Below are 21,263 nucleotides of genomic sequence, written 5' to 3' on the forward strand. Positions count from 1 at the left end.
CCGTCAGTACGACTTGGGCAGGCCCAGGGTCTGGTGGGAGACGTAGTTGAGAATCATCTCCCGGCTCACCGGAGCAATACGAGACACGCGCGCCGCGGTTATCAACGAGGCGAGGCCGAATTCGCGGGTGAGCCCGTTTCCGCCGAGGGTGTGCACGGCCTGGTCGACGGCCTTCACGCAGGCCTCCCCTGCCGCGTACTTGGCCATGTTGGCGGCCTCGCCCGCGCCGACGTCGTCGCCCGCGTCGTACAGGCAGGCCGCCTTCTGCATCATCAGGCGGGCCAGTTCGAGGTCGATGTGTGCCTGGGCGAGGGGGTGCGCGATGGCCTGGTGGGCGCCGATGGGGGCCTTCCAGACGGTGCGGTCGCGCGCGTACTCGACGGCACGCGCGAGGGCGTACCGGCCCATGCCGATCGCGAAGGCGGCCGTCATGATGCGTTCGGGGTTGAGGCCGGCGAAGAGCTGGAGCAGGCCCGCGTCCTCGTCGCCGACCAGGGCGTCGGCGGGGAGCCGTACGTCGTCGAGGGTCAGCTCGAACTGCTTCTCCGCGGCGTTGAGTTCCATGTCGATCTGCCGGCGTGTGAAGCCTTCGGCGTCGCGCGGGACGATGAACAGGCAGGGCTTGAGGTTGCCGGTGCGGGCGTCCTCGGTGCGGCCGACGATGAGGGTCGCGTCCGCGATGTCGACGCCGGAGATGAAGACCTTGCGGCCGGTGAGGAGCCAGTCGGCTCCGTCGCGGTGAGCCGTGGTCGTGATGCGGTGGCTGTTGGAGCCGGCGTCCGGCTCGGTGATGCCGAAGGCCATGGTGCGGGTGCCGTCGGCGAGGCCGGGGAGCCACTCCTGTTTTTGGGCTTCCGTGCCGAAGCGGGCGATGACCGTGCCGCAGATGGCGGGCGACACGACCATCATCAGCAAGGGGCAGCCTGCGGCGCCGAGTTCTTCGAGGACGATGGAGAGTTCGGCGATGCCGCCGCCTCCGCCTCCGTACTCCTCGGGGAGGTTGACGCCGAGGTAGCCGAGCTTGGCTGCTTCGGACCAGAGTGCTTCTCGGTCGTAGGTGCGGCCGTGGCGTTTGCCGAGGGCGGCTACGGCGGCTCGTAGGGCCTTGTGTTCCTCGGTTTCGAGAGTGGTGGGCATGGGACTCCTCCCGGGTGCGGGTTGTCTGTGGCTGGTCGCGCTCACGCGGCGGTAGCCGCATATCGATACGGCCCCTCGCCCCTTAGGTCTCCTGCACTACCGCCAGCAACGAGCCGACCGTTACCTGCTGGCCGGGCACTACATGCAAGGCGCTCAGCGTGCCTGTGGCCGGCGCGGTGATCTTGTGTTCCATCTTCATCGCCTCCAGCCACAGCAGCGGCTGTCCGGCCTGCACGGCCGTCCCCTCGGTCAGGCCGTCGGCGACACGGACGACCGTCCCCGGCATGGGGGCCAGGAGGGAGCCCGGTGCGTGCTGGGCCGTCGGGTCGGGGAAGCGGGGCAGGGCGGTGAGGCGGGTGGCGTTGACGTGGATCTCGTCGCCGTACCGAGCGACTTCGAAGTTCCTGCGTACGCCATCCACGTCGAGCACGACCAGGGCGGCGTCGGCGTGTACGACGCGCACCTCGTCCGCCTCCAGGCCCGCGCGGGTGTGGCGGTAGTGGACCTCGATCTCCTCGCCGGCCGCCTCGTAGCGCTTGGTCTGCGGCCGTGAGGGCACGTTGCGCCAGCCGCCGAATCGGGAGCGGCCGTGGGCGTCGGCGAGGGCGGCGGCCAGGGGGGCGTGCGGGTCGGGGGTCGGCTCGGTGAGGTCGGTGAGGTGGCGGTCGTAGAAGCCGGTGTCCATGCGGGCGGACGTGAACTCCTCGTGGCGCAGGGAGCGTACGAGGAGGTCCCGGTTGGTGACCGGGCCGTGCAGCGTCGCCCGGTCCAGGGCGCCGGCGAGCTTGCGGACCGCCTCCGCGCGCGTGGGTGCGTGGGCGACGAGCTTGGCGAGCATGGGGTCGTAGTGGACGCCGATGTCGTCGCCGTCGCTGAAGCCGGTGTCCAGTCGGACGCTGTCGGGTACCGCGAACCGGTGCAGTGTGCCGGTCTGCGGGGCCCAGTCACGGGCCGGGTCCTCGGCGTAGAGGCGGGCTTCGACGGCGTGGCCACGCGCGCGTGGCGGGTCGTCGGTGAGGGCGTGGCCTTCGGCGACGCGGATCTGTTCGGCGACCAGGTCGATGCCGAAGACGGCTTCCGTCACGGGGTGTTCGACCTGGAGGCGGGTGTTCATCTCCAGGAAGTGGGCCTTGTCGCCGGCCACCAGGAACTCGACGGTGCCGGCGCCGACGTAGTCGACCGCGCGGGCGGCGCGTACGGCCAGCGCGTGCAGTTCGTCGGTGAGCTGCGCGGACAGTCCGGGCGCCGGGGACTCCTCGATCACCTTCTGGTGGCGGCGCTGCAGGGAGCAGTCCCGGGTGCCGAGGGCCCAGACCGTGCCGTGGGTGTCGGCGAGGACCTGGACCTCGACGTGACGGCCGTTCTCGACGTACGGCTCGACGAAGACCTCACCGTCGCCGAAGGCGCTCGCGGCCTCGGAGCGAGCGCTCTCCAGGGCGGCGCTCAGGTCCTCCAGGCGGCGCACGATCCGCATGCCGCGCCCTCCGCCGCCCGCGGCCGCCTTCACCAGGACGGGGAGATCGGCCTCGGTGACCTCCCCCAGGGGGGCCAGCCCCATCAGCTCCTTCGCCCGCGTCTTGGACGCCATCGCCTCGATGGCCTCCGGCGGCGGGCCGATCCAGACCAGTCCCGCGTCGAGGACGGCGCGTGCGAAGTCGGCGTTCTCGGAGAGGAAGCCGTAGCCGGGGTGCACGGCGTCCGCGCCGGACGCCACGGCCGCCTTCACGATCAGTCCGGCGTCCAGATACGTGTCGGACGGCGCCGCCCCCGGCAGCCGTACGGCCGTGTCGGCCATGCGCGCGTGGCGGGCGTTCGCGTCGGCGTCCGAGTACACGGCCACCGTCCGGATTCCCGATTCACGGCAGGTGCGGAAGACGCGGCAGGCGATCTCGCCCCGGTTGGCGACCAGAAGGTTTCTGATCATGAGGAGTGCTCTCTTTCCACTAGATCACCGCAACCATCAATTGAGGAACCACCGCGGCGAGCAACCAGGTCCGCGAGAGCGGCGGCGGTTTAGCCGCAAAAGGGGGCCTCACATCCGGAAGACGCCGAAGCCACCGCGTGCGCCCTCGTAGGGGGCCGTGTGGATGGCGGACAGGCACATACCGAGGACGGTGCGGGTGTCGCGCGGATCGATGACGCCGTCGTCGTACAGCCGTCCCGACAGGAACATCGGCAGCGACTCCGACTCGATCTGCTGCTCCACCATGGCGCGCAGCGCGGCGTCCCCCTCCTCGTCGTACGGCTGCCCCTTGGCGGCCGCGGACTGCCGGGCGACGATCGACAGCACGCCGGCGAGCTGCTGGGGGCCCATGACGGCCGACTTGGCGCTGGGCCAGGCGAACAGGAAGCGGGGGGCGTAGGCGCGGCCGCACATGCCGTAGTGGCCGGCGCCGTAGGACGCGCCCATGAGGACGGAGAGATGGGGCACGCGGCTGTTGCTGACCGCGTTGATCATCATCGCGCCGTGCTTGATGATGCCGCCCTGCTCGTACTGGCTGCCCACCATGTAGCCGGTGGTGTTGTGCAGGAACAGAAGAGGGATGTCGCGCTGGTTGGCCAGTTGGATGAACTGGGCCGCCTTCTGGGACTCCTCGCTGAACAGGACCCCCTGGGCGTTCGCCAGCACGCCGATCGGATAGCCGTGCAGGGCCGCCCAGCCGGTGGTCAGGCTCGTGCCGTACATCGGCTTGAACTCGTCGAAGTCGGAGCCGTCGACGATCCGGGCGATGACCTCGCGCGGGTCGAAGGGGGTCTTGAGGTCGCCGGGGACGATGCCGAGGAGTTCGTCGGCGGAGTACTTGGGGGGTTCGGCGGGGCCCGGATCGCCGTACGCCTTGCGGTGATTGAGCCGGGCGACCACGCGCCGCGCCTGCCGCAGCGCGTCCGGTTCGTCGACGGCGAAGTAGTCCGCGAGGCCCGACACGCGCGCGTGCATCTCCGCGCCGCCCAGCGACTCGTCGTCGCTCTCCTCGCCGGTCGCCATCTTCACCAGGGGCGGGCCGCCCAGGAACACCTTGGCGCGTTCCTTGACCATGATCACGTGGTCGGACATGCCGGGGACGTACGCGCCGCCCGCCGTCGAGTTGCCGAAGACGACCGCGACGGTGGGGATCCCGGCCGCCGACAGCCGTGTCAGGTCCCGGAAGATGGCGCCTCCGGGGATGAAGATCTCCTTCTGGGACGGCAGGTCGGCGCCGCCCGACTCGACGAGGTTGACCACGGGCAGCCGGTTGGCGAGCGCGATGTCGTTCGCGCGCAGGGCCTTCTTCAGCGACCAGGGGTTGCTCGCTCCGCCGCGCACGGTCGGGTCGTTGGCCGTGATCAGGCACTCCACGCCCTCGACGACACCGATGCCGGTGACGAGGGACGCGCCCACGGCGTAGTCACTGCCCCAGGCGGCCAGCGGGGACAGTTCCAGGAAGGGCGTGTCGGGGTCGAGGAGCAGCTCGATGCGCTCGCGGGCGAGCAGCTTGCCGCGCCCCCGGTGCCGTTCGACGTACTTGGGGCCACCGCCGGCGAGCGCCTTGGCGTGCTCGGTGTCGAGGTCGGCGAGCTTGGCGAGCATGGTCTCGCGGTGGGCCCGGTGGTCGGGGCCGTAGGTGTCCAGGGTGGAGGGCAGGACGGTCACAGCAGACTCTCCGGGATGTCCAGGTGACGGGAGCGCAGCCATTCGCCGAGGGCCTTGGCCTGCGGGTCGAAGCGGTGCTGGGCGGCGACGCCCTCGCCGAGGATGCCCTCGACGACGAAGTTGAGGGCGCGGAGGTCGGGGAGCGCGTGCCGGGTGACCTTCAGCTCACGGCTCTCGGGAATGAGCTCCTGGAACCGCTCGGCCGTGAGCTCGTGCGCGAGCCAGCGCCAGGCGTCGTCCGTCCGCACCCAGACACCGACGTTGGCGTTCCCGCCCTTGTCGCCGCTACGGGCGCCGGCGACGAGGCCGAGCGGGGCGCGACGGGTCGGCTCCGCGGCGAGCGGCGGGTCGGGCAGCGGTGGTTGCGGCGCTTCCTCCAGTACGAGGGTGTCGTGGGCCGGCGGCACGGGGACACGGCGGCCGTCGTGGAGGACGGCCACATGGTGTACGTCACCATGGGGGACGTACACATCCTCGAAGACCCCATACGGGGTGCCCTTTCCCGGTGGCGACAGCACATGGAAGCCGGGGTAGCTGGCGAGCGCCAGTTCCACGGCGGCTCCGCTGAGCACCCGGCCGACCTTCTCCTGGTCCTGGTCCCGGACGACCAGCCGGAGCAGCGCGCTCGCGGTCTCCTCGGTCGAGGCGTCGGGCTGGTCGGTGCGGACGAGGTCCCAACGGACGTCGTCGGGACGTGACTTGGCGAACGCCTCGCTCATCTGCCGCCGCACAAGAGCGGCCTTCGCCTCGATCTCCAGTCCGGTCAGCACGAAGACGACCTCGCTGCGGAAGCCGCCGAGGCGATTGAGGCCGACCTTGAGGGTCGGGGGCGGGGCCTCGCCCCGTACGCCGTCGATCCGGACGCGGTCGGGGCCGTCCTGGGTGAGCCGTACGGTGTCCAGCCGGGCGGTGACGTCCGGTCCCGCGTACCGGGCGCCGCCCGTCTCGTACAGCAGCTGGGCCGTCACCGTGCCGACGTCCACGAGGCCGCCGGTGCCGGGATGCTTGGTGATGACGCAGCTGCCGTCCTTGTGGAGCTCGGCGAGCGGGAAGCCGGGGCGGGTGGCGCCGGCCTCGTCGAAGAACGCGTAGTTGCCGCCGGTCGCCTGCGCCCCGCACTCCAGCACATGTCCCGCGACCACGGCACCCGCGAGCCGGTCGTGGTCGCCGGGGCCCCATCCGAAGCGGGCGATCGCGGGCCCGGTGACCAGGGCCGCGTCCGTCACCCGCCCGGTCACCACGACGTCGGCGCCCTCGCCCAGACAGGCCGCGATGCCGAAGCCCCCGAGGTAGGCGTGGGCGGCGAGGCTGTCCGGATACCGGTCCTTGAGGTCGTCTCCCTCGACATGGGCGACGCGTACAGGGATGCCGAGCCGATCGGCCAACTTCCGTACGGCGTCGGCGAGTCCGGCCGGATTGAGCCCGCCCGCGTTGGCGACGATCCTGACGCCCCGCTCGTGCGCGAGCCCCAGGCACTCCTCCAGCTGGCGCAGGAAGGTGCGGGCGTATCCGGCGCCGGGGTCCTTCAGCCGGTCCCGGCCGAGGATCAGCATGGTCAGTTCGGCGAGGTAGTCGCCGGTGAGGACGTCCAGTTCGCCGCCGGTGAGCATCTCGCGCATGGCGTCGAAGCGGTCGCCGTAGAAGCCGGAGGCGTTGCCGATGCGCAGGACCGGCCCGGCCGGTGGCGAGGTCACTGGGCCGCCCCCTTGGGTGCGCGGCCCGCGCCGGGCGGACCCGCGAAGACCTGGGCGATGTCGAACCAGCGGTCGGCGTCGGAGCCTTCGGCGCGCAGGGCGAGGTCGCGGCGGTGGGCGCGCTGGGTGACCAGGAGGCAGAAGTCGAGGGCGGGGCCGGTGACGCGCTGCGAAGCGTCCTCCGGGCCGTATGCCCACACCGCACCGGAGGGCGCGACGAGTTCGACACGGAAGGGGTCGGGAGGCGCCGGGAGCCCGTGCACACCGAAGGCGAAGTCGCGGGTCCGTACGCCGATCCACACCACATGTCTGAGCCGGTCGGTGGGGGTACGCACCACACCCAGCGCTTCGGCGACATCCAGACCGTGGGCCCAGGTCTCCATGAGCCGGGCCGTGGCCATGGAGGCGGCGGACATAGGAGGGCCGTACCAGGGGAATTTGGTGCCGTGCGGTGCCTCGCGCAGCGCCGTGTCGAGGGCGGCCCGCCCTTCCCGCCAGCGCGCCAGCAGCTCGGCGGGCGGCAGCGCGGCCCCCTCGTCCGCGCCTTCGTCGACGAACGACCCCGGCGTCACCAGCGCCTTCTCCACCAGCGTGTGGAACGCCTCCACGTCGGTCACCGCCAGCAGCGCCGAGTGGTCCGTCCAGGCGAGGTGCGCGATCTGGTGGGCGACGCTCCAGCCGGGCGCCGGAGTCGCGAGCGCCCACTGTTCGGGGCGCAACTCGGCTACCAGCCGGTCGAGTTCCTCGCTCTCCTCGCGCAGATCGTCGAACACGGGCGTCGGATCGGACACGGGGCGCTCCCCTCGGGGCACGGCGGTGTGCGTGGGTGGTGCGGCGGTGTGCGTGGTGCGGGGTGATGCGGCGTGGTGAGGAGCATGGCAGCGCTCATGAAAACAAGCAAGCATGCTTGCATTAATTGAGAAGTGTTCACCGGGGGAAGGGTGTCCGTGCGGCGTGCCATCAATACACTCGGCCGTCGCGCGTGTTGCTTCAGCAACGCATCGCTCACACCTCGGGGGAATCACAAGAATGAGCAACTGGAATCCGGGCGGGCAGCCACCCTTCAACCCACAGGGCCAGCAGCCGCCCCCGCCGCCGCCGGCCGGAGGGTATCCGCCCCACGTCCCGCACCCTTACTCTCCGCAGCCCAACGCGCCGTACCCGTACCCGCCGCAGCCCAACGCGCCGTACCCGTATCCGCCGTATCCGTACCTGCCGACCGCCCCGCCCGGGCCCCTCACGCGGCTGTGGCGGCAGATCGGTCCCGTCCCCCTCGCACGCAGGGTGTTCAAGCCGTCCAGGCCCGGCATCGTCCAGGACCCGGTCGTGGCCCGCATGCAGCGGATCCGCACCTTGGTGGGGCTGGCGGCGGTCGTGTGGATGTCGGTCACCTACAAGATCGCGGACTCGGTCAGGGTCGCCGACTCGGTGGGCAACGTCGCGAGCGACCGTCTGAACCAGTCCTGGATCAGCGTCCTGGTGCTCTGCGTGACCTTCCCGGTCGTCGTGGGTGTCCTGCTCGCCCTGGCCGCCGCCTCGGCCCGGCGGGAGCTGCTGCGTCGGGCGGCGAAGTGCTTCGGCGCGATGGTCGCCCTCGTGGCCGCGGTGTTCGTGTTCCCGGCCTCCGTGCTCACGGGCTTCGTCGAGGGCCGTTTCGCGACCAACCCGGTGATGACCGTCCTCACCTACACCGGCATCCTGCTCACCTTCGTGTGGGTGCTGCCCTTCGTCATCGCGGGCATCGGCCTGGCCCTCCTCCACGTGTTCCGCACCGCCGACATCCACGAGACGATGCCGCCGCTGCTGGCCATGACCCTGGTCTGGGAGATGGCCCTGATCGACCTCTTCACGGGCGCCTATACGGGCGTGCCGGTGGCGGTCCGGATCGTGTTCATGCTGGGCGCCCCCGTCTCGGTGACGGCGGTGGGCCTGTGGGAACTCCACCGACTACGCACCCGGCACGGCATCGGCCTGCAGGGACTGCTGATGCGCCAGGGCCAGGACCCGGCGTGACGGCCGGGCTGCAAGCCGGTCCGGGGGGCTGAGGGGCGCCGAGCCGCGACCCCGCCTAAACCCTTCTCTCCCGGGGGCACCTTCCCCCGCCGCACAGGCGCCCACACGGCACTCATGCACCCCGCCCCATCCCAGCGACGGCCGTCGGCGTGCGGGAACTCCACCGACCGCACACCCAGCACGGCATCGCCCCGCAGGGACTGCTGATGCGCCACGGCCAGGACCCGGCGTGACGGCGGGGCCGCGAGCCGGCCCGGAGGGCCGAGGGGCCCGGGGTCGCGACCCCGCCCCGCCCTTCTCCGCCGGGGCACCGTCCCCGCACCGCACCAATACCCGCACCGCACCCAGGCACCCCGTCCCGTCCCAGCGACGGCCGTCGGCGTGCGGGAACTGCACCGACCGCGCCAGGACCCGACGTGCCGGCGGGCCACGAGCCAGCCCGGGGGCTGAGGGGCGCCGAGCCGCGACCCCGCCCAAACCCTTCTCTGCCGGGGGGCGCCTTCCCCCGCCGCACCGGTACCCGCACCGCACCCAGGCACCCCGCCCCGTCCAGCGACGGCCGTCGGCGTGCGGAAACCCACCGACCGCGCACCCAGCACGCCATCGGCCTGCAGGGACTCCGGATGCGCCAGGGCCAGGACCCGGCGTGACGGTCGGGCCGCAAGCCGGTCCGGGCGACGAAGGGTCGCCGTGTAGCCCTTCTCCGCCGACGCCCTCCCAGCCGCACCAGTGCCCGCACCGCACCCATGTGCGCCGCCCCCCTCTCAGCCACGGCCGTCGGGGACTGCTGATGCGCCGAGGCCGGGGGCAGGCATCACGGCCAGGCCTCGAGCCGGTCCGGAAGGTGAAGGGCCGCCGCGTCGCGACCCCGTCTAGGCCTTCTCCGCCGGTGCCTTCCCCTGCCGCACCTGCGTTCGTACCGCGCCCATGCTTGCCGCGATGACCAGGGCGATGGCCAGGGCCTGCAGGGCGGAGAGGGACTGGTTGAGGATGAGGAAGCCTGCGGCGGCGGCGACGGCCGGTTCCAGGCTCATCAGGATGGCGAAGGTCGCTGCGGGGAGGCGGCGCAGGGCGAGGAGTTCGAGGGTGTAGGGGAGGACCGAGGAGAGGATGGCCACGGCTGCGCCCAGGCCGATGGTCACGGGATCGAGGAGCTTCGTGCCCGATTCGGCGAGGCCCAGGGGGAGGAACAGTACGGCTCCCACCGCCATCGCCAGCGCCAGGCCGTCGGCCTGGGGGAAGCGTCGGCCCGTGCGGGCGCTGAAGATGATGTAGGCCGCCCACATGGCGCCCGCAGCCAGGGCAAAGGCGACACCTACGGGGTCGAGGCTGCCGAAGCCTCCGCCGCCGAGGAGGAAGACCCCGGCGAGGGCGAGGGCGGCCCAGACGACGTTGACCGCCCGCCGCGAGGACAGCACGGACAGGGCGAGCGGGCCGAGCACCTCGAGGGTGACCGCGGGGCCCAGCGGGATGCGGGCGACCGACTGGTAGAACAGGCCGTTCATCGCGGCCATCGTGATGCCGAAGACGACCACCGTGCCCCAGTCCGTGCGGGAGTGGCCGCGCAGCCGGGGGCGGCAGATCAGCAGCAGGACGACCGCCGCGACCAGCAGCCGCAGCGCCACCACACCAAGCGCACCGGCCCGCGGCATCAGGCTCACCGCCAGGGCGCCGCCGAACTGCACGGAGATCCCGCCGGCGAGCACCAGCCCGACGGGCCCGAAGGAGCCCCAGCGGTGCGGGCCGCCGGCCGTCGGCTCGGGAACGGCCCGGCCGCGGGTCGGCGAGGACGTGGCGGCTGCGGCGGCGACGGCTGCGGCATCAGGGGTACTCACGGGCGTTCCAGTGCTCGGCTCGGGGGCTGGGGTCTGTTCAGCGGGCTGTACTGCCCAGTCCAAGGTAGTGGACATCGTCAGGTGTGTGAACCTGTTATGCCACTGTCCCAGAGTGTGGACGGGCGGGCTCCGCCGACCCCGCGCGAGCTACCGCCGGGCCATGTACAGATCCAGCGCCTTGTGCAGCAGCCGGTTGAGCGGGAAGTCCCACTCCCCCAGGTACTCGACGGCCTCACCACCCGCCCCCACCTTGAACCGCAGCAGGCCCAGCAGATGGTTGGACTCCTCCAGGGTGTCCGTGATGCCGCGGAAGTCGTAGACGGCGGCGCCGAGCTCGTGGGCGTCGGACATCATGCGCCACTGCATGGCGTTGTTGGGCTGGACCTCGCGCTTGTGGCTGGTGGAGGCGCCGTAGGAGTACCAGATGTGGTCGCCGACGGTGAGCATGGTGGCGGCGGCGAGGGTGTCGCCGTCGTGGTGGGCGAGGTAGAGCCGCATCCGGTCGGGGTGCTCGGCGGTGAGCGCGGTCCACATGCGCTGGAAGTAGGGCAGGGGGCGCGGGATGAAACGGTCGCGCTCGGCGGTCTCGGCGTAGAGCTCGTAGAAGGCGGGCAGGTCCTCGTAGCCGCCGCGCACGACCTTCACCCCGGCCTTCTCGGCCTTCTTGATGTTGCGCCGCCACTGCTGGTTGAGGCCGCGGTGGATGTCGTCCAGCGACCGCCCGGCGAACGGCACCTGGCACACGTACCGCGGCTGCCCGGCCGCGAACCCCTCCTCGCCGCCCGGCTCGGTCTGCCGCCAGCCGGCCCGCCGCAGCCGTTCGGCGATGTCCAGGGCGCCCGGTTCGTACGACGTCGGCTCCGCGTCGCGCAGCCGCACGGCGGCCGGGTCGGCGATGGCCGCCTTCACCGCCTCGGTGCTCCAGCGGCGCACGACGACGGGCGGGCCCATCTTGACCGAGAAGGCGCCCTGCCGTTTGAGGTGGGCGAGCAGCGGTTCGAGCCAGCGCTCGCACAGGTCGGGGGCGTGCCAGTCGACGAGGGGGCCCTCGGGGAGGTAGGCGAGGTACTTCTTCAGTTTCGGCAGCGGGCGGTAGAGCACGAGCCCGGCCCCCACCGGCCGTCCCTCCTCGTCGAACCATCCCAGGCTCTCCGCCCGCCAGTCCGGCTTCACGTCTCCCCAGGACGGGACCTGCATATGGCTCGCGGACGGGCGGGCGGCGACGAACGCGAGATGTTCGTCGCGGGAGATGGACTGGACGCGGAGGGCCATGTGCGGGGCTCCCTGTGGGCGGCAGTATCGGTGTCCGGCCAGCGTAAGCAGCCGTCCCCGGCCCCGCGCGCCCAGCGCGGCGCGGGCGCGCGCAAGCCGCCGCGCTCCCGCGTCCGGCCCAGGAGGCCGACCTACCGGCACCACCCCGCCCCTGGCCGGAAGCCCCCGCCACCCCCGGCCCGAGCGCACCCAACTCCCCCGAATCACCCACCCCCGCCCCCACACCCAGCACGCACACCGACCCGGACGAGCCCCCACGCCCCCGCCTCCAGCCCAGGACACCGACCTACCCGCACCACCCGCCCCCGGCCGGAAAGCACCCGCCACCCCCGGGCCGGAGCACACTCAACTCCCCCGAATCACCCGCCCCCGGGCCCGAGCGCTCTCACTCCCGCCGGGTCACCCGTCCCCGTCCAACCTCTCCGCCAGCACCTCCGCCAGATGCCGCCCCGGCACACCCGCCAGCTGCTCCAACTGCGTCCGGCAGGAGAACCCGTCCGCCAGCACCACGGCGTCCTCGCCCGCTCCCCGCACCGCCGGCAGCAGCCGCTCCTCCGCACACGCCACCGACACCTCGAAGTGCCCCTTCTCGAAGCCGAAGTTGCCCGCGAGTCCGCAGCAGCCGCCGCTCAGGTCCCCGGCGAGCCCGGCGGCCTCGCGCAGCCGGCGGTCGGCCGCGTCCCCCAGGACCGCGTGCTGATGGCAGTGCGTCTGTCCGACCGCCGGCCGGTCCACGCGGGGCGGCGTCCAGTCGGGAGCGTGGCGCTCCAGCGTCTCCGCGAAGGTCAGGACGCGGTCGGCGAGGAGGCGGGCCCGTGGGTCGTCGTGGAGGAGCTCCGGGAGGTCCGCGCGCAGGGCGGCGGCACAGCTGGGTTCCAGGACGACGACCGGGGCGTTTGTCGCCAGCACCGGCTCCATGAGGTCGAGCGTGCGCCGCAGCACCGCGCGGGCGCGGTCGAGCTGCCCGGTCGAGACGTACGTCAACCCGCAGCAGACCCGCTCCCGGCCCCGTAGGAGGGACACCGGATCCAGCGCCACGGTCACCTCCGCACCGTCGCTCCCGGGCGGCGTCCGCAGCCGCACCGTCGGCGGCAGCGCCACCCGCAGCCCGGCCGCCTCCAGCACGCGTACGGCCGACTGGCCCACGGACGGCGCGAGGTGCTCGGTGAAGGTGTCCGGCCACAGGATGACCAGCACGCCGTCCGAGCCGGCGGGGGGCTTCTCGCGCCGCTCCCACCACCGGCTGAACGTGCGCGCCGCCAGCCGCGGAATCCCCCGCTCGGGAGCGATCCCGCCGAGCCGTTTCGCCATCCACGCCAACGGCCGTACGGCGGCCAGGGCGTTGACCGGCGCCGCGGTACGCGTGCGTGCCACGACGCGCAGCCACTGGGGCAGCCGCCCCATGCTGTGGTGCGCGGCGGGGCGGCGCCGCCCCTCGTAGTGGTGGTGCAGGAACTCCGCCTTGTATGTGGCCATGTCGACCTCGACGGGACAGTCGGACCGGCACCCCTTGCAGGCCAGGCACAGATCGAGCGCGTCCCGCACCTCCGTCGAGCGCCACCCGTCGGTCACCAGTTCCCCGGCGAGCATCTCGTGCAGCAGCCGGGCACGCCCGCGCGTGGAGTGCTCCTCGGCGCCGGTGGCCCTGAAGGACGGGCACATGACCGCGGAGCCGGTCGCCGACGTCGTACGGCACTTGGCGACCCCGACACACCGCCGTACGGCCGCCGAGAAGTCCCCGCCGTCGGCCGGGTAACCGAAGGCGACGTCCACGGGCTTGCTCGGCAGTACGGAGAAGCGCAGGTTGGAGTCGAGAGGGGCGGGACGCACGAGCATCCCCGGGTTGAGCAGATCATCCGGGTCCCACACGCCCTTGGCCCGCTCGAAGAGGGCGACCATCTCCTCCCCGTACATCTTCGGCAGCAGTTCGGCGCGCGCCTGCCCGTCCCCGTGCTCCCCCGACAGCGAGCCCCCGTGCGCCACGACGACCTCGGCGAGTTCCTCCGAGAAGCGCCGGAAGCGACCGACGCCCGCCTCCGTCAGCAGGTCGAAGTCGATACGGACGTGGATGCAGCCGTCCCCGAAGTGCCCGTACGGCGTGCCGCGCAGGCCGTGGGCGGTCAGCAGCGCGCGGAAGTCCCGCAGATACGCCCCGAGGCGCGCGGGCGGCACCGCGCAGTCCTCCCAGCCCGGCCAGGCCTCGCTGCCGTCCGGCATCCGGGTCGCCGTGCCGCTCGCGTCCTCCCGGATGCGCCACAGGGCGCGCTGCCCGGCCGGATCGGTGACGACGACCGCGTCGACGACATCGGCGGCCCGCACGATCCCCTCGGCACGTGCGCGTGCCTCGCTCTCCGACTCGCCGCCCGTCTCCACGAACAGCCAGGCCCCGCCCCGCGGCAGTACGGCGGAGGCCGACTCCGGGACCAGGTCCTGCGCCATGCCCTCCACGGTCAGCGGCCCGTACGGCAGCAACCCGGCGGCCGCTTCCGCGGCGGCGCTCTCGTCGGGGTACGCCAGCACGGCGAGCGCACGCGCGCGTGGCGCCTCCACGAGCCGTACGACCGCCTCGGTGAGGATCCCGAGGGTGCCCTCGCTCCCGCAGAAGGAACGGGCGACGTCGGCGCCCTTCTCGGGCAGCAGGGCGTCGAGCGCGTATCCCGAGATACGGCGGGGCAGTTCGGGGAAGCCGGTCCGCAGCCGGGTCAGGTCCCCCTCCACAAGCTCCCGCAGCCCCTGCGACGCACCGGCCCACCCCTGCCCGAGCCGCAGCCGCTCCCCACGCCCGCTGATCACGTCCAGCTCCCGCACGCTGTCCGCGGTCGTCCCCCACGCCACCGAGTGCGAGCCGCAGGAGTTGTTGCCGATCATTCCGCCGAGCGTGCAGCGGCTGTGGGTGGAGGGGTCGGGGCCGAAGCGGAGCCCGTGCGGGGCGGCGGCGTCCTGGAGCCGGTCGAGGACGAGGCCGGGCTGGACGACGGCGGTACGGGTGTCCGCGTCCAGGGACACGAGCCGGTTCATGTGGCGGGTGAAGTCCAGCACGACACCGGTGCCGGTGGCCTGTCCCGCGATCGAGGTACCTCCGCCGCGTGCCACGACCGGCACCCTGTGGTCCCGGCACACCTCCAGCACGGCTGCGACGTCGTCGGCGTCATGCGGCGCCACCACACCCAGCGGGACGCGTCGGTAGTTGGACGCGTCCATGGTCGTCAACGCCCGGGAGGTGACATCGAACCCGACCTCGCCCCGGACGACGGTACGCAGCGCAGCTTCGAGATCCGTCATCCCTCCAGCAAACCAGCCGACGTCCGGCATTCCAGCCCGTCCGGCGTTTGAGGACGAGGCCGTTCAGGCCGAAGCGGGGGTCTGGGGGCGGCAGCCCCCAGGTCAGACGCGCGCTGAAACGCCGTCTCACCCGACGGACGAGGTTTCACCAAGGTTTCCCGAAACGGCTACGCTCCCCCCGTGGCTGAGATCCAGATTCCCGCTGACATCAAGCCCGCCGACGGACGTTTCGGCGCGGGCCCCTCCAAGGTGCGGACGGAAGCGCTGGACGCGCTGGCCGCCACCGGAACCTCCCTGCTCGGCACCTCCCACCGCCAGGCCCCGGTCAAGAACCTGGTCGGCCAGGTGCGCGAGGGCATCAGCGAGCTCTTCCAGCTCCCCGACGGCTACGAGGTCGTCCTCGGCAACGGCGGCTCGACCGCCTTCTGGGACATCGCGACGCACGGCCTGATCGAGAACAAGTCGCAGCACCTCACCTTCGGCGAGTTCAGCTCCAAGTTCGCCAAGGCCGCCAAGCTCGCTCCCTGGCTCGCCGAGCCGGACGTCATCTCCGCCGACCCCGGCACGCACCCGGAGCCGGTCGCCGCGGCGGGCGTCGACGTCTACGCCTTCACCCACAACGAGACCTCGACCGGCGTCGCCATGCCGATCAAGCGCGTGGCGGGTGCCGACGAGGGCTCACTGGTCCTGGTCGACGCCACCTCGGGCGCCGGCGGCCTCCCGGTGGACGTGTCCGAGACGGACGTCTACTACTTCGCCCCGCAGAAGTCCTTCGCCTCCGACGGCGGCCTGTGGATCGGCGTCTTCTCCCCGGCCGCGATCGAGCGCGCAGAGCGCGTCCACGCCTCCGGCCGCCACATCCCGGAGTTCTTCTCGCTGCCCACGGCGATCGACAACTCCCGCAAGAACCAGACGTACAACACCCCGGCCCTCGCCACCCTCTTCATGCTCAACCAGCAGCTGGAGTGGATCAACGGCCAGGGCGGCCTGGACTGGGCCGTCCGCCGCACCGCCACCTCCGCCCGCAACCTGTACGGCTGGGCCGAGGACATCAAGTACGCCAACCCGTTCGTCACCGACCCGGCCAAGCGCTCGGCGGTCATCGGCACGATCGACTTCACGGACGAGATCGACGCCGCCGCCGTCGCCAAGGTCCTGCGCGCCAACGGCATCGTCGACACCGAGCCCTACCGCAAGCTCGGCCGCAACCAGCTCCGCGTCGCGATGTTCCCGGCGATCGACCCGGCGGACGTCGAGGCCCTGACGAAGTGCGTCGACTACGTCATCGAGAAGCTGTAGTCGCTCTCCCACGACGACGAAGGGCGCCCGGCGAACACCGGGCGCCCTTCGTCGTACTCAGGCCGCGCCGAGTTCGCCGAACAGGCGGAAGGTAAGGGCGTCGACCGGGCGAGCGGCGGTCTCGGTCTCCTCGCTGAAGGTGTTCACCATCATCACCACCGCCGTGCCGCTCTGCCGGCTGAACGCGGCACAGGTGCTGAATCCGCCGGTGCCGCCGTTGTGCCAGGTCATGGTGCGGCCGTCGGGCAGCCGGCTCAGGTGCCAGCCGAGCCCGAGCCGCAGGTTCCGGTCGACCGTGAACCGGGGCCGCTGGGTCAGTTCGATGGCGTCCCGCAACGGCGAGCGCTCGGGCCGGAGTTGGGAGCGCAGGAAGCGCACCATGTCGTCAGCGGTGCTGTACATCGACGTCCCGGCCGCGCTGAGAACCCGGTCGTGCCAGTCGGGAACGGGCTCTCCGTCGAGATGCCCGACAGCCTTGCGGGACGCCATGTCCGGCCGCAGGGTGGTCGTCGTGTCCACCATGCCGAGCGGCGCCGCCACCCGGTGCCGCAGCATCGAGTCGACGTCGTCGAAGGCCAGCGCCTGGCCGAGCAGACCGAACCCCAGGTTCGAGTACGCGTGGACCGCACCCGGCTCGGTGCTCAGTTCCGTGCTGCGCAGTCCGGTGGCCAGGTCGTCGAGCGTGTAGTGCGCGTAGGGGTCGTACGGGTCCGCTTCTGCGAGCAGGTTCGGCGGCAGGGAGGGCAGACCGGAGGTGTGGGTCGCCAGGTGGGCCAGGGTGATCCGCCGAGTCCCCTTGCGCGGGATCGGGAACCGGGCGGGCAGCACGAGCGGCGAGTCCAGGCGGGCTGTGTCCGTGCCCACGGCGCGCGCGAGTGCCGTGGCGGTGAGCGTCTTGGCGATCGAGCCGAGTTGGAACACCGTCCTGCCGTCCGGCGCCGACCGCCCCGCCGCTGCGCCCGCGCCCTCGACGTGTGTGCGCCGACCGTGGATGACACCGCAGATCACACTCGGGCTGCCGGCAGACAGCGCCTGGTCCAGGTATCGCCTGACGAGCTTGGGCAGTGCGTCGTCGGCGGCTGCGGCGTTGCCGGGCAGCAGCGACGCGCCTGCCGCCGTCGTCGCCACGCCAAGAAACTTCCTTCGGTCCATGGATTGCTCCCCCGTCGAGATCACCAGCCGTTTCCACGAGATTACGTCATTACGTAATCTCAGATCAAGCGCGATGATCCGGACGGCGAAGGGCACCCGGCCCTCACCGAGCGCCCTTCTCGGGTACGGCCACCTCCCCTATGCGGCCGTACAGTTCACGCTCGGCACACCCCCGCCCCCGGGCGCGCCCCCGAACCCGAAGCTCGCCGAACCGCCCGCCGGGACCGCCCCGTTGTGGACGGCGTTGGACGCGGTCACGGTCGCCCCGGTCTGGGTGTAGGTCGCGTTCCACATGGAGGTCACCCGCTGGGATCCGCCCCAGGTCCAGGTCACCTTCCAGGAGTTGACCGGCGCCGTGCCCGTGTTGGTGACCTTCACCTCGGCGTTGAAGCCGCCACCCCAGTCGCTGCTGACGGCGTAGGCGGCACTGCAGGCGGCCGTTCCTCCGCCGGGGTCGGGATCCGGGTCCGGGTCGGGGTCGCCCCCGCCGCCGCCCGGGAATCCCGGCGCCTTGATGCTCGCCAGGTAGCCGTCCTTCACGGCGTCCACCGTCTGCCAGTCGTCCTTCAGGATCCCGCCCGTGTCACCGGAGTTGGGGTTCCAGGACCAGAACGTCCAGTGGAACGAGTCCGCGCCGTACGTCGACGTCGACCGCAGGTACGTCACCAGCGCGGCCAGCCACTTCTGGTCCACCGTCGACTGGAGGGTCGTACCGAACTCGCCGAGCCACACCGGGGCGATGTTCTGCTTGAAGATGTAGCCCCAGTACCTGTCCCAGACGCCCGGCATGTTCTCGGGGAACGACGGGTCGGTGAACCAGGGCTGCTGGGCCACGCTGGTGGCGTAGTCGTGGGCCGAGTACACGAGCCGGTTCGGGACGTCCAGCTGGACCGGGAATTGGGCCACGCCCATCAGGTTGCCGCCCCACCAACCGCTGACACCCTCGTACGACTGGACGCCCTCGACCATGATCAGCAGCTGCGGGTTGACGGACAGGACGGCGTTCCCGGCCCGTTGGGCCGCAAGGCGCCAGTCCCTGGTCGTGTCGCCGCAGCCCCAGCAGGCGGGGTCGTGCGGCTCGTTGTGCAGGTCGATGCCGACCACGGTCGGGTTGCCGGCGTAACGCGACGCCAGCGCCTTCAGGTTGGCGATCCACGTCGACTCGGGCACGGACGCCGTGTACCAGAGCGCCGACTGGCCGGCCGCGTCGGGGCGATGCCGGTCGAGGACGATCTTCAGGCCGGACTGACCGGCGTACGCCACGATCCGGTCCAGGACCTGCAGGGACGAAAGCCCCTGGAGGTCGGTGTTCTTGCCGTCGGCGAAGTTGATGCTGTCCGGCATGGTGCCGGGCTTGAGGATGTCGTCGCTGAAGGGCAGGCGCAGGGTGTTGTAGCCCAGCGACCTCATCTGGTCGAGCATGCTCTTGTAGTCGCGCGTCCACAGGCCGTGGACGACGTGGTTGCCGGTCTCGAAGCCGAACCAGTTGATCCCGGCGATTCGGACCGGCTGCCCGGCCGCGTCCAGGATCTGCCGGCCGCTGGTGTGCCAGTAGCCGGCACCGGCCTCGGCGGTCGCCGAGGCACCCGCCGAAGCATCCGCCGGCGCACCCGCCGAACCCGCCGCACCGGCCGACTGCACACCTGCGTCCAGCGGTAACAGCAGAGCCACCGCGGCAGCGCACAGCGCTCTTCGCAAGCTGCGGAACATGTCCCTTGTTCCTCTCCGGAAGGCGCGGCCCCGGAACGGTTGGGAGCGCTCCCACGCACCGCGCACCTCCCAGGAAACTAACGCGCCATGGGCACGTCAAGGAGGTGCGCGGCATCCGCCCGTCCGTCATTCCCGGCGACGAGACCGGCGCGGCCGGCTTCATGAACACCTGGACCCGCACGCTGCGCGAGCGGACCACGGCCGAGGACCGAACAAGCGGCGATGGTGGGGAGCGGCAGGTGCAGGAAGGAAGCCCGGCCGGGTTGCCGGGCTCCGCATAGCCGGCGAGGTCAAGGCCAAGTTCGTCCGGCCCGGTGCGCGGCTGTGTCGCGTGCCCCAGCGGCTCAGCGGCTCAGCTTCTGGAACCTCCGCACCGCCAGCGGCAGGAAGATCGCCGTCAGGATCACCGGCCACACCCCCGCCATCAGCAGCGCGTGCTGCTCCACCCAGGAGTCCCCGCTCCCGGCCGGTGTCCCGAACAGCTCACGGCTGGCCGCCGCCGTGGACGAGATCGGGTTCCAGGCGGCCACCCAGCCCAGCCAGTCCGGCATCAGCTGCGGCGCGACGAAGATGCTGGAGATCATCGTGAGCGGGAAGGCGACGGCGAACAGTCCGCCCGCGGCCTCCGGGTTGGGCACGAGCAGGCCCAGCCACACACCGATCCAGATCAGCGCGAACCGCAGCCACAGCAGCAGCCCGAACGCACCGAGGAAGCCGAATCCGCCGTCCGGGCGCCAGCCCATCGCGAAGGCGGTCAGCATCATGATCGCCAACTCCGCGCAGGCGGCCAGCAGATCGGTGATCCCGCGGCCGGCGACGACGGCCGACGAGGCCATGGGCATCGAGCGGAAACGGTCGATGACGCCCTTGGTCGAGTCGTAGACGACGAGCGTCGCGGTGTTGATGAAGCCGAACGCCATGGTCATCACGAACATGCCCGGCATCAGGAAGTCCTTGTAGTCCCCGCCTCCGGGCACCTTCATGGCGCTGCCGAAGACATAGCCGTAGAGCAGGACGGACAGGATCGGGAAGCCCAGCTGCCAGGCGATGTTGACCGGTTGGCGCTGATAGTGGGTCAGACCGCGGCGGACGATGTTCCAGACGTCGGCGAGGGTCCAGTACAGCCGGCCGCGCGTGGCCGGGACGCTCAGGTCTGCGGCGGTCATGCGACGGCCTCCTTCTCGGTCTTCTCGGTGCGGTGTCCGGTCAGGCGCAGGAAGACGTCGTCCAGGCTCGGCCTGCGCAGCCCGATGTCCTCGACCTGGACGCCCTCGTCCTGCAGCGTCCGCGCGACCTCCGTCAGGGCGGACACCCGGTCGGTGACCGGGGCGTGCACCCGCGACTCCTCCTCGTCCGCCTCGGGTTCGCCGTCCGAGACACGGGCGACCACCTTCACCACGCGGGGGATGTCGGACCGCTCGGCGACCACGACCTCGATACGGTCGCCGCCGACGAGGTTCTTCAGCCCGTCGGGGGTGTCGTCCGCGATGGCCCGGCCCTGGTCGATGACGGTGATGTGCGAGGCGAGCTTGTCGGCCTCCTCCAGGTACTGGGTGGTCAGCAGTACGGTCGTGCCGCTCGCCACCAACGCCCTGACGGAGTCCCAGACTTCGCCGCGGCTGCGCGGGTCCAGTCCCGTCGTCGGCTCGTCGAGGAAGAGGACGGCCGGGGCGAGGATCATCGAGGCGGCGAGGTCGAGGCGGCGCCGCATGCCGCCGCTGTACTTGCCGACGCCCTTGTCGGCCGCGTCGGCCAGGTCGAACTGCTCCAGCAGCTCGACGGCCCGCAGCTTGGCCCGCTTGCCGCCGAGGTGGAAGAGCCGGCCGAACATCTCCAGGTTCTGCCGGCCGGTGAGCACCTCGTCCACGGCGGCGTACTGCCCGGTCAGCCCGATCCGTGCGCGCACCTCACGCGACTGCCGGGCCACGTCCAGCCCGGCCACCGTCGCCCGGCCGCCGTCCAGCCTGATCAGCGTGGACAGGATGCGTACGGCGGTGGTCTTGCCGGCGCCGTTCGGGCCGAGCAGGCCGTGCACCGTCCCCTCACGGACGGCCAGGTCGAAGCCGTCGAGGGCGCGTTTCTCGCCGTACCGCTTCTCCAGCCCCTCGGCCCGCACTGCGTATCCGTCTCCGCCGTGTCCGTCGTCGCCCATGGGTCCCCCTCTCGATAGCCGAGCACCAGTAACTGAGTACACCGTACCCGATTGCGCGTACACCGTACCCAATTTTTTTCGGAGGA

Annotated in this window: 15 protein-coding genes; 3 read left to right on the forward strand and 12 right to left on the reverse strand. The window is 71.8% G+C overall.

The genetic code is table 11. From position 1 onward, the window contains the following. Positions 1-3 precede the first annotated feature (3 nt). The 5 genes from ACZ7M7_RS36965 to ACZ7M7_RS36985 all read right to left on the reverse strand — a co-directional run bounded on the left by ACZ7M7_RS36965 (position 4) and on the right by ACZ7M7_RS36985 (position 7,253). The gene (locus tag ACZ7M7_RS36965; RefSeq protein WP_383606753.1) at positions 4-1,137 is read right to left on the reverse strand and encodes an acyl-CoA dehydrogenase family protein; all 1,134 of its coding nucleotides are present in this window, start codon (positions 1,135-1,137) and stop codon (positions 4-6) included. Between the two features lie 82 nt (positions 1,138-1,219). Beyond that, entirely contained in the window at positions 1,220-3,061 is a 1,842-nt protein-coding gene (locus ACZ7M7_RS36970; RefSeq protein ID WP_472124737.1) for an acetyl/propionyl/methylcrotonyl-CoA carboxylase subunit alpha, read from the reverse strand. Positions 3,062-3,169: 108 nt separating this feature from the next. Beyond that, positions 3,170-4,768 carry an acyl-CoA carboxylase subunit beta gene (locus ACZ7M7_RS36975; protein ID WP_472124739.1) on the reverse strand — a complete coding sequence of 533 codons (1,599 nt, stop codon included), beginning with the start codon at positions 4,766-4,768 and terminating at the stop codon, positions 3,170-3,172. Continuing rightward, positions 4,765-6,462 carry an acyclic terpene utilization AtuA family protein gene (locus ACZ7M7_RS36980; RefSeq protein ID WP_472124742.1) on the reverse strand — a complete coding sequence of 566 codons (1,698 nt, stop codon included), beginning with the start codon at positions 6,460-6,462 and terminating at the stop codon, positions 4,765-4,767. Before ACZ7M7_RS36980 ends, ACZ7M7_RS36975 begins: the two co-directional genes overlap by 4 nt. Then, positions 6,459-7,253 carry a TIGR03084 family metal-binding protein gene (locus ACZ7M7_RS36985; protein WP_472124745.1) on the reverse strand — a complete coding sequence of 265 codons (795 nt, stop codon included), beginning with the start codon at positions 7,251-7,253 and terminating at the stop codon, positions 6,459-6,461. The genes ACZ7M7_RS36980 and ACZ7M7_RS36985 overlap by 4 nt, the downstream gene beginning before the upstream one ends. A gap of 238 nt (positions 7,254-7,491) precedes the next feature. Between ACZ7M7_RS36985 and ACZ7M7_RS36990 the strand changes: the two genes are divergently transcribed. Further along, complete coding sequence (locus tag ACZ7M7_RS36990; RefSeq protein ID WP_472124748.1) at positions 7,492-8,475, forward strand: hypothetical protein; 984 nt, start codon at positions 7,492-7,494, stop codon at positions 8,473-8,475. Positions 8,476-9,347: 872 nt separating this feature from the next. On the opposite strand, the gene ACZ7M7_RS36995 is transcribed toward ACZ7M7_RS36990, so the two are convergent. The 3 genes from ACZ7M7_RS36995 to ACZ7M7_RS37005 form a co-directional block, all read right to left on the reverse strand. Then, positions 9,348-10,310 (reverse strand): EamA family transporter, encoded by a 963-nt coding sequence (locus ACZ7M7_RS36995; protein WP_472124751.1) that lies wholly within the window; start codon positions 10,308-10,310, stop codon positions 9,348-9,350. 147 nt (positions 10,311-10,457) lie between these two features. Next, positions 10,458-11,582 (reverse strand): lipid II:glycine glycyltransferase FemX, encoded by a 1,125-nt coding sequence (locus ACZ7M7_RS37000; protein ID WP_472124754.1) that lies wholly within the window; start codon positions 11,580-11,582, stop codon positions 10,458-10,460. Positions 11,583-11,981: 399 nt separating this feature from the next. After that, positions 11,982-14,864 carry an FAD-binding and (Fe-S)-binding domain-containing protein gene (locus ACZ7M7_RS37005; RefSeq protein WP_472124757.1) on the reverse strand — a complete coding sequence of 961 codons (2,883 nt, stop codon included), beginning with the start codon at positions 14,862-14,864 and terminating at the stop codon, positions 11,982-11,984. 180 nt (positions 14,865-15,044) lie between these two features. On the opposite strand from ACZ7M7_RS37005, the gene serC reads away from it, so the two are divergent. Then, positions 15,045-16,163, forward strand: a complete 1,119-nt coding sequence (gene serC, locus ACZ7M7_RS37010) for a phosphoserine transaminase (protein ID WP_451167364.1) — start codon at positions 15,045-15,047, stop codon at positions 16,161-16,163. A 57-nt stretch (positions 16,164-16,220) separates the two neighbouring features. On the opposite strand, the gene ACZ7M7_RS37015 is transcribed toward serC, so the two are convergent. Then, complete coding sequence (locus ACZ7M7_RS37015; protein WP_472124759.1) at positions 16,221-17,315, reverse strand: serine hydrolase domain-containing protein; 1,095 nt, start codon at positions 17,313-17,315, stop codon at positions 16,221-16,223. Between the two features lie 138 nt (positions 17,316-17,453). Further along, positions 17,454-19,025, reverse strand: coding sequence for a cellulase family glycosylhydrolase (locus ACZ7M7_RS37020; protein WP_472124762.1), 1,572 nt, complete (start codon positions 19,023-19,025; stop codon positions 17,454-17,456). A 104-nt stretch (positions 19,026-19,129) separates the two neighbouring features. Here ACZ7M7_RS37020 and ACZ7M7_RS37025 point away from each other — a divergent pair, with 104 nt between their 5' ends. Beyond that, positions 19,130-19,306 (forward strand): hypothetical protein, encoded by a 177-nt coding sequence (locus ACZ7M7_RS37025; RefSeq protein WP_472124765.1) that lies wholly within the window; start codon positions 19,130-19,132, stop codon positions 19,304-19,306. Positions 19,307-19,369: 63 nt separating this feature from the next. Here ACZ7M7_RS37025 and ACZ7M7_RS37030 read toward each other — a convergent pair whose 3' ends face one another. Together ACZ7M7_RS37030 and ACZ7M7_RS37035 are read right to left on the reverse strand one after the other, a co-directional pair. Continuing rightward, a complete protein-coding gene (locus tag ACZ7M7_RS37030) occupies positions 19,370-20,191 on the reverse strand; it encodes an ABC transporter permease (RefSeq protein ID WP_383606784.1) in 822 nt (273 codons plus the stop codon). Next, positions 20,188-21,177 (reverse strand): ATP-binding cassette domain-containing protein, encoded by a 990-nt coding sequence (locus ACZ7M7_RS37035; RefSeq protein WP_383606787.1) that lies wholly within the window; start codon positions 21,175-21,177, stop codon positions 20,188-20,190. Before ACZ7M7_RS37035 ends, ACZ7M7_RS37030 begins: the two co-directional genes overlap by 4 nt. Positions 21,178-21,263: the final 86 nt, after the last annotated feature.

It is taken from the genome of Streptomyces sp. NPDC111606 (genome assembly GCF_055656945.1).

Excerpts from the sequence above, each read along its gene's own strand:
- ACZ7M7_RS37020 (WP_472124762.1), bottom strand. The coding sequence starts at position 19,025 with ATGTTCCGCAGCTTGCGAAGAGCGCTGTGCGCTGCCGCGGTGGCTCTG.
- ACZ7M7_RS36965 (WP_383606753.1), bottom strand. The coding sequence starts at position 1,137 with ATGCCCACCACTCTCGAAACCGAGGAACACAAGGCCCTACGAGCCGCC.
- ACZ7M7_RS37030 (WP_383606784.1), bottom strand. The coding sequence starts at position 20,191 with ATGACCGCCGCAGACCTGAGCGTCCCGGCCACGCGCGGCCGGCTGTAC.
- ACZ7M7_RS36970 (WP_472124737.1), bottom strand. The coding sequence starts at position 3,061 with ATGATCAGAAACCTTCTGGTCGCCAACCGGGGCGAGATCGCCTGCCGC.
- ACZ7M7_RS37035 (WP_383606787.1), bottom strand. The coding sequence starts at position 21,177 with ATGGGCGACGACGGACACGGCGGAGACGGATACGCAGTGCGGGCCGAG.
- ACZ7M7_RS37000 (WP_472124754.1), bottom strand. The coding sequence starts at position 11,582 with ATGGCCCTCCGCGTCCAGTCCATCTCCCGCGACGAACATCTCGCGTTC.
- ACZ7M7_RS36990 (WP_472124748.1), top strand. The coding sequence starts at position 7,492 with ATGAGCAACTGGAATCCGGGCGGGCAGCCACCCTTCAACCCACAGGGC.
- ACZ7M7_RS37015 (WP_472124759.1), bottom strand. The coding sequence starts at position 17,315 with ATGGACCGAAGGAAGTTTCTTGGCGTGGCGACGACGGCGGCAGGCGCG.
- ACZ7M7_RS37005 (WP_472124757.1), bottom strand. The coding sequence starts at position 14,864 with ATGACGGATCTCGAAGCTGCGCTGCGTACCGTCGTCCGGGGCGAGGTC.